Source organism: Belnapia moabensis DSM 16746, assembly GCF_000745835.1.
GTDB classification, from domain to species: Bacteria; Pseudomonadota; Alphaproteobacteria; order Acetobacterales; family Acetobacteraceae; genus Belnapia; species Belnapia moabensis.
The window spans coordinates 1-5,156 of the sequence record NZ_JQKB01000182.1 but is presented as its reverse complement, the minus strand read 5'-3'; the positions used below and the strand labels follow the sequence as shown (position 1 = coordinate 5,156).

Here is a 5,156-nt window from a genome sequence, read left to right as displayed (position 1 = left end):
GCTGAGGCTGGAGCGGCATGGTGGGCAGTGGAAGATTCGAACTTCCGACCAATGGCATGTAAAGCCACTGCGCTAACCGCTGCGCCAACTGCCCAAGCCAAGAACACCACACCGCAAGGGCCGCCGTCGAGAGAGGACGAAGGTCTTTGGGGCTCAATCCCGCGACCACCGACTGATGCTGCTCCAGCAATGCTAGATGCTGCCGCTTGTGAGCACAGCTCACGCTTGTGTTTCACCTAGTAAATGAAAAGCAGGGCAAAATGCCCTCGCGGGGAACTAGGTTTTGTCTCACCCTAGGCGCGGATCGCCATCAATCCGCGTCCCCGCCGCCTCTGCTACCTGGAAGGCAGAGGCAGATGGCGCTGTTCGCTCGCAGCATCGCACCCCGGCCGCGATCAGGATGTAAGCATCTGAGGAGCGCCATTTCCAACTCCCGTAAGCTTATCCTTGGAGCGACAGATCTCCAGCCTTGCGGCGACGTGTCGCGGCAAAGCCAGCAAGCCCTACAACCCCGGTCAGCAGCATCGCCATGGAAGCGGGCTCAGGGGCTGGTATCAGCGCCCATACCTCCGGTGCATTGCCGAAGATCCCGATGGCGGTACAGCCTCCTTTGTCGTCATGGCAGGTTGCGCCGCCCCCGAAGCTCATCGAGCTGGAGAAGCCGTCGAGCGTGAATCTCATGTCGCTACCGTTATGGTCCTCGAAGATCAGGCCCCCTGTGACCGGCTTGCCCGGCTCGTAGTTCAGCCAAAAGTACCAGAACGGATTTTCGTCGATATTGCTGTCGTTGACGACTTGGCTCGTGCCAGCCAGGGATGTTGCCTCGAACCCAAACCGGAGACCGTAGGCCTTGAAGAAGTCGATGCCGGGATCTGCCTGCCAGTTGGCTCCAATATGCCCGTCGGTTGGGAAGCGCGTTTCGTCAAACCGCACATAGCCCCGCGACATGACCTCCTGGCCGCGCCAGGTGGCAAAGGCGAGATCCATATAGGCGCTGGCCGGTGATGCCGCGACCAGAAGGCTTCCCACAGCCGCAAGGGCCGTGATCCATCGTTTTGCCCGCATTGCCCCACCCTTACTTCAATTGCCTGGGCGGAACTATGCACGAAGGATCTCAGATGCCCAGGATGAAACTAAGCGGCTTGCCTCTACGTCGGCGTGAACGCCGTGTTATGCCTGCGCCAAATCTGATCTAACCTCATAAGGACGGTAGCTCTTCTGCCTCAGCCCTTCGCCACCTTCGCCCACGCCCGCATCGCCGCCCCGCACATGGATAGCGGCAGGGTCCGTCCCCATTGCCCATGATGCGGAAACGGCAGCGTGTCAGCGTCGCGCCCAGAGCGGCGGCACGGCGCATAGACTCGGCCAGCCGCATAGGTGGCGGTGATCCACTCAAAGCCCGGCGGCAGTAGCGTCCGCGCTGCCGTCTCGTTGGTCGTGTAAGGCGGCGCCGGGCCGGAGCGATCAATCGCCTGGTGGATGGTCCTGTCCGCAACAGAGCTGCCGGTTTTCACCACAGCCAAACGGTCGGCAATGCGGCTGGGACTGCTGGTACCCCGGGCATGGCGGCGGACCGAGCCTCACCCGATCCGCGCGTCAGGCCCTGGTGGGCAAGGCGGCGGGGAAGCGGCGAAGCCGGCCCCAATAACGGTTGAGGAAGCGTCGGCAGGGCTGCTCGACGACGTAGAAGCTGATCAGACCGCAGGCCACAGCGCCCGCGAGCAGCGCCAGCCGCGCGTCGAGGGAGCGCGGCATGTCGTCCTTCAGGACGTAAAATGCCTGCTGCCAGACGTAGAGCGAGAAGGACCAGAGGCCGAAGCGCTGGAGCACGGGGTGCTCGATGAGGCGTGCGAGGAGCGGATGCCCACGGTCGAAGATGGCCACTGCGAGCGCGAAGCACGCAGTTCCGGCGCTGTACTTCAGCCAGTCGGGAGCCGCTTGGACGTTAAGCGCGAGGCCGAGCAGGCCGAGGGCGAGCGGCGCCGCCCCCCACCAGCCCGGGAGGACTAGCCCGGCCTCGCGGACCCTCAGGTAGACGGCGCCGGCCATTAGGATGGAAGCGATCCGCACGTCAGTACGCCAGTAGACTTGGAAGTAGTGGAGGCCGCCGATCAGGGTCTGCAATGCGCCGTTGGCCACGGCTGCGACAGCGAGCGCGCCGAGCAGCATGGGCACGTTGAGGCTCCAGCGGCGAGCGGCGAGCGCGAGCCCTGCCAGCAGGACGTAGCTGTGTTCCTCCACCGAGAGGGACCAGACGTGGTCGAACACGGTGGCCACGTTCTTGTAGAGGTTACCGTAGTTCACCCAGAAGGTGAGGGTGGCCGCGATGTCAAAGGCATCTAAGCGCCAGGCCTCGAGACCGAGCGGGTTGAGAGCAATGACCGCTACGAAGACGGCTAGGGCCGGCCAGACGCGCGCGATCCTCCGCCGAAAGAAGGGGCCGAGTTCGGCCTTTTGCACAAAGAGGATATCGGCCATGAGCCGGCCGCTCAGGACGAAGAAGAGTTCGACGCCGACGCGCCCCATGTTGATCCAGGGTAGCGGTGTGAAGTGGCCGAACAGGAGCACCAGGATGGACACGCCGCGCCAGCCGTCGAGGCATGGCAGGCGCTCTGCGGGATGGAGGGCATGAGCCTTGGCATGGTGCAACATGTGCCCCACCTTTACTTACGGAAACAGTACATTACGATATAATTTATATACCGTTTCCGTAATTTCAAAAGGCAAGGAGTGCCTATTTCCATGACCATCCGTTCGATGGTTCTCGCATCGGTGCTGTTCGCGGGAGGCGACTTGCGGGAGGCGGCGTGTAAGGCCCTGCTGGCCGCCCGTTGCCGCTGTCTCGACCAGCTCCAGGCGTTCGGGATCAGGAGGAAAGAAGGGTGTCGCTCATCCGATCCAGCGCCACTACCGTCCGCTTTTCTGAATTAGCGTGCCCCCTGCCGGCAGGGGCATGTAACCCCTACCGCACCCCCTACCGTGCCCTCTATCGTTGCCACCGTCATGGGGGCACTCAGCCTTGTCCGAAAAAACTGCCGAATGGATGACCTACCGAGAGTTGGCTGATGCCCTTGGGATCACCTACCGGGCAGCAGAGGCACGCGCACGACGCCATGTTCGCGCAGGCACATGGCCGCATCGGATCGACAATACCGGCGCACGGGCGGCAAGGGTCTTAGTCCCCTTGGCCGAACTAGAAAGGATGCGCCAGGAGTTGACCGACCCACCCATAGCCCTGCCGGTTGGGGGCACGGTAGGGGATACACAGGGGGGCACATATGCTCCCACACTCAACGCTTTGCTGACTGATTTAAAGGCAGCGCATGAAGTTATCGTCAGCCTGCATGAACGAGTTGGCAGAGCCGAAGGGGAGGCGGGGGCGCTGCGGGATGCTTTGGCTCATGAGCGGACCAGCAGGGCAGCAGCAGAGGCGGAACGACTAGCAACGGCAGCAGAGCGGGATGCGGCCCAGGCGGCGGCGCAAGCTGCCCAGGCAGAGCGCGACACCCTTGCCGCTGACTTGGCTGGCTGGACGGCGGGCGGTCCCTTAGCGCGAGCTTGGCGGGCCTTCACCCGACGGGGCACGCAGTAGGGCATATCACTCGGTCGCGGGGTGTCTCAGCTCGTCGCCCCTCCGTCACGTGTTGTCGCACTCAACGGCAATCCACGACGTTCAATGCGTTCGGTTGTGGAAAGGTAATGTGTAGGGAGGCATATATGCAGTCCCCGTCCGGGCGCCGAACCAGGCGATGCGGATGACGCGCTAAACAACCCGCCGCGAGGTTGGTACGTACCCACTTTCGGAGGTGGAAAAAGTATTTACGTAAATACTCGTTCCGGGTTCAGCGAAAGTCCTTCCGGGAGAACTTTCCAAAGCGGAACAAGGGGACGCGTGTCTCCTTGTTTTGAAATCAGAAAAGTAAGTACGTACTTGCTTGTTGCGAAAACAAACGGGAAAGTTGGGCGCGAAAAGTGGGTCCGGACCCACTTTCGGAGGCGGGGAAAGTACCTCCGGAGGTACTCGTTTCGGGTTCAGGGAAAGTCTCTTCGAAGAGACTTTCCAAATCGGAAAAGTAAGTGCGTACTTGATTGTTGCAAAAACGAACGGGAAACCTTTACGCGCGTAAACTTCTTCCGGAAGAACCTCCCGACGTCGGGAGGTTGGGAATGCAAACCAACTCCGTGGTTTGTGTTCGGTTTGGCAACCGTTCTCTCCGGAGAGAACTGTTTCAACTTACGTTCGCTGGCTTTAGGGTTATCTCAAAAAAAGTTGGTACGTACCCACTTTCCCAAATGCTCAAAAGTTAGGCTGGAAAAGTAACCCCGGAGTGACTTTCCAAAGCGGAACAAGTCCGCCCGGACTGACCTGTTTTGAAATCGAAAAATAAACGAGAAAAGTTGTCCCGAAACAACCTCCCGGCGCCGGTTAGTTGTGAAAGTACGCGGCGCCGCGAAGTTGGGAACGCGGAACGTCAGTCCCGCCGCTCCGGCCGCCATCTCGCCAGGCACGCCGCCAATGCCTTTGCGGCCGCCAGCATCACCATGGCTTCCGCTTGTAGCTGCGCCTCAGAGCGCGGCCGGTCCGGTGCTGGCGGTGCAGGCGCGGCGGGCGGCATGGCTAGTCGCCCAGGATCAGCGGGGCCGTGAGTTCGCGCGGCACATCGCGCCGGGCTGCCTCGCCCGCCTTCCTGCCGCCATTGTTGTCAAAGACTGGCAATGGCTCCATCCTGGCCCTCCGTGCAGCCTCGCACGCTAGCGCGCTAGGTATCGAAGCCGCGAGCCATCCAAGCCAGTCATAGGCCGTAGGGCTCCCAGCCTGCCGATACCCGAGCCTCGTCATAGTCCAGGCGGCATCGACCACATGCGGCGGCACCTCCTTGCCTTCAAAGCGCACCGCGACGGCCGGAAATTCAGCGCGAGGGCGGCTCAGGAGGTCCGCAACGGCATTCCGGGTGCGGCGGGCCTCGCGCTGCTGCATCTCGGGCGGCATGTGGTCATAACTGCCAGGAACGCGATTGAGGGCGGCGAACGGGTCCATCGTCAGCGTCCCCGACCGCTGCGGGCAATGCGCTGCTGCATGGCGGCCTGGGCGGCGGCCGCCGACCTGACACCAGACGCGGCGCATCATCTGCACCTGCGCGGCCTGCTGCGCACCC

At 62.2% G+C, this 5,156-nt stretch carries 3 protein-coding genes and 1 tRNA gene; 1 reads left to right on the top strand and 3 read right to left on the bottom strand.

Features of this window, described 5'->3' with window-relative positions; translation table 11 throughout:
- Window positions 1-18: 18 nt before the first annotated feature.
- The 3 genes from EP26_RS29700 to EP26_RS29690 form a co-directional block, all read right to left on the bottom strand.
- Window positions 19-94, bottom strand: a tRNA-Val gene (locus EP26_RS29700).
- Between the two features lie 347 nt (window positions 95-441).
- Entirely contained in the window at window positions 442-987 is a 546-nt protein-coding gene (locus EP26_RS29695) for a PEP-CTERM sorting domain-containing protein (RefSeq protein ID WP_043344839.1), read from the bottom strand.
- A gap of 609 nt (window positions 988-1,596) precedes the next feature.
- The gene (locus EP26_RS29690; protein WP_052389862.1) at window positions 1,597-2,652 is read right to left on the bottom strand and encodes an acyltransferase family protein; all 1,056 of its coding nucleotides are present in this window, start codon (window positions 2,650-2,652) and stop codon (window positions 1,597-1,599) included.
- A 2,209-nt stretch (window positions 2,653-4,861) separates the two neighbouring features.
- Here EP26_RS29690 and EP26_RS29685 point away from each other — a divergent pair.
- Window positions 4,862-5,156, top strand: a 295-nt coding sequence (locus EP26_RS29685) for a hypothetical protein (protein WP_043344838.1), incomplete at its 3' end; no start/stop codon positions are given.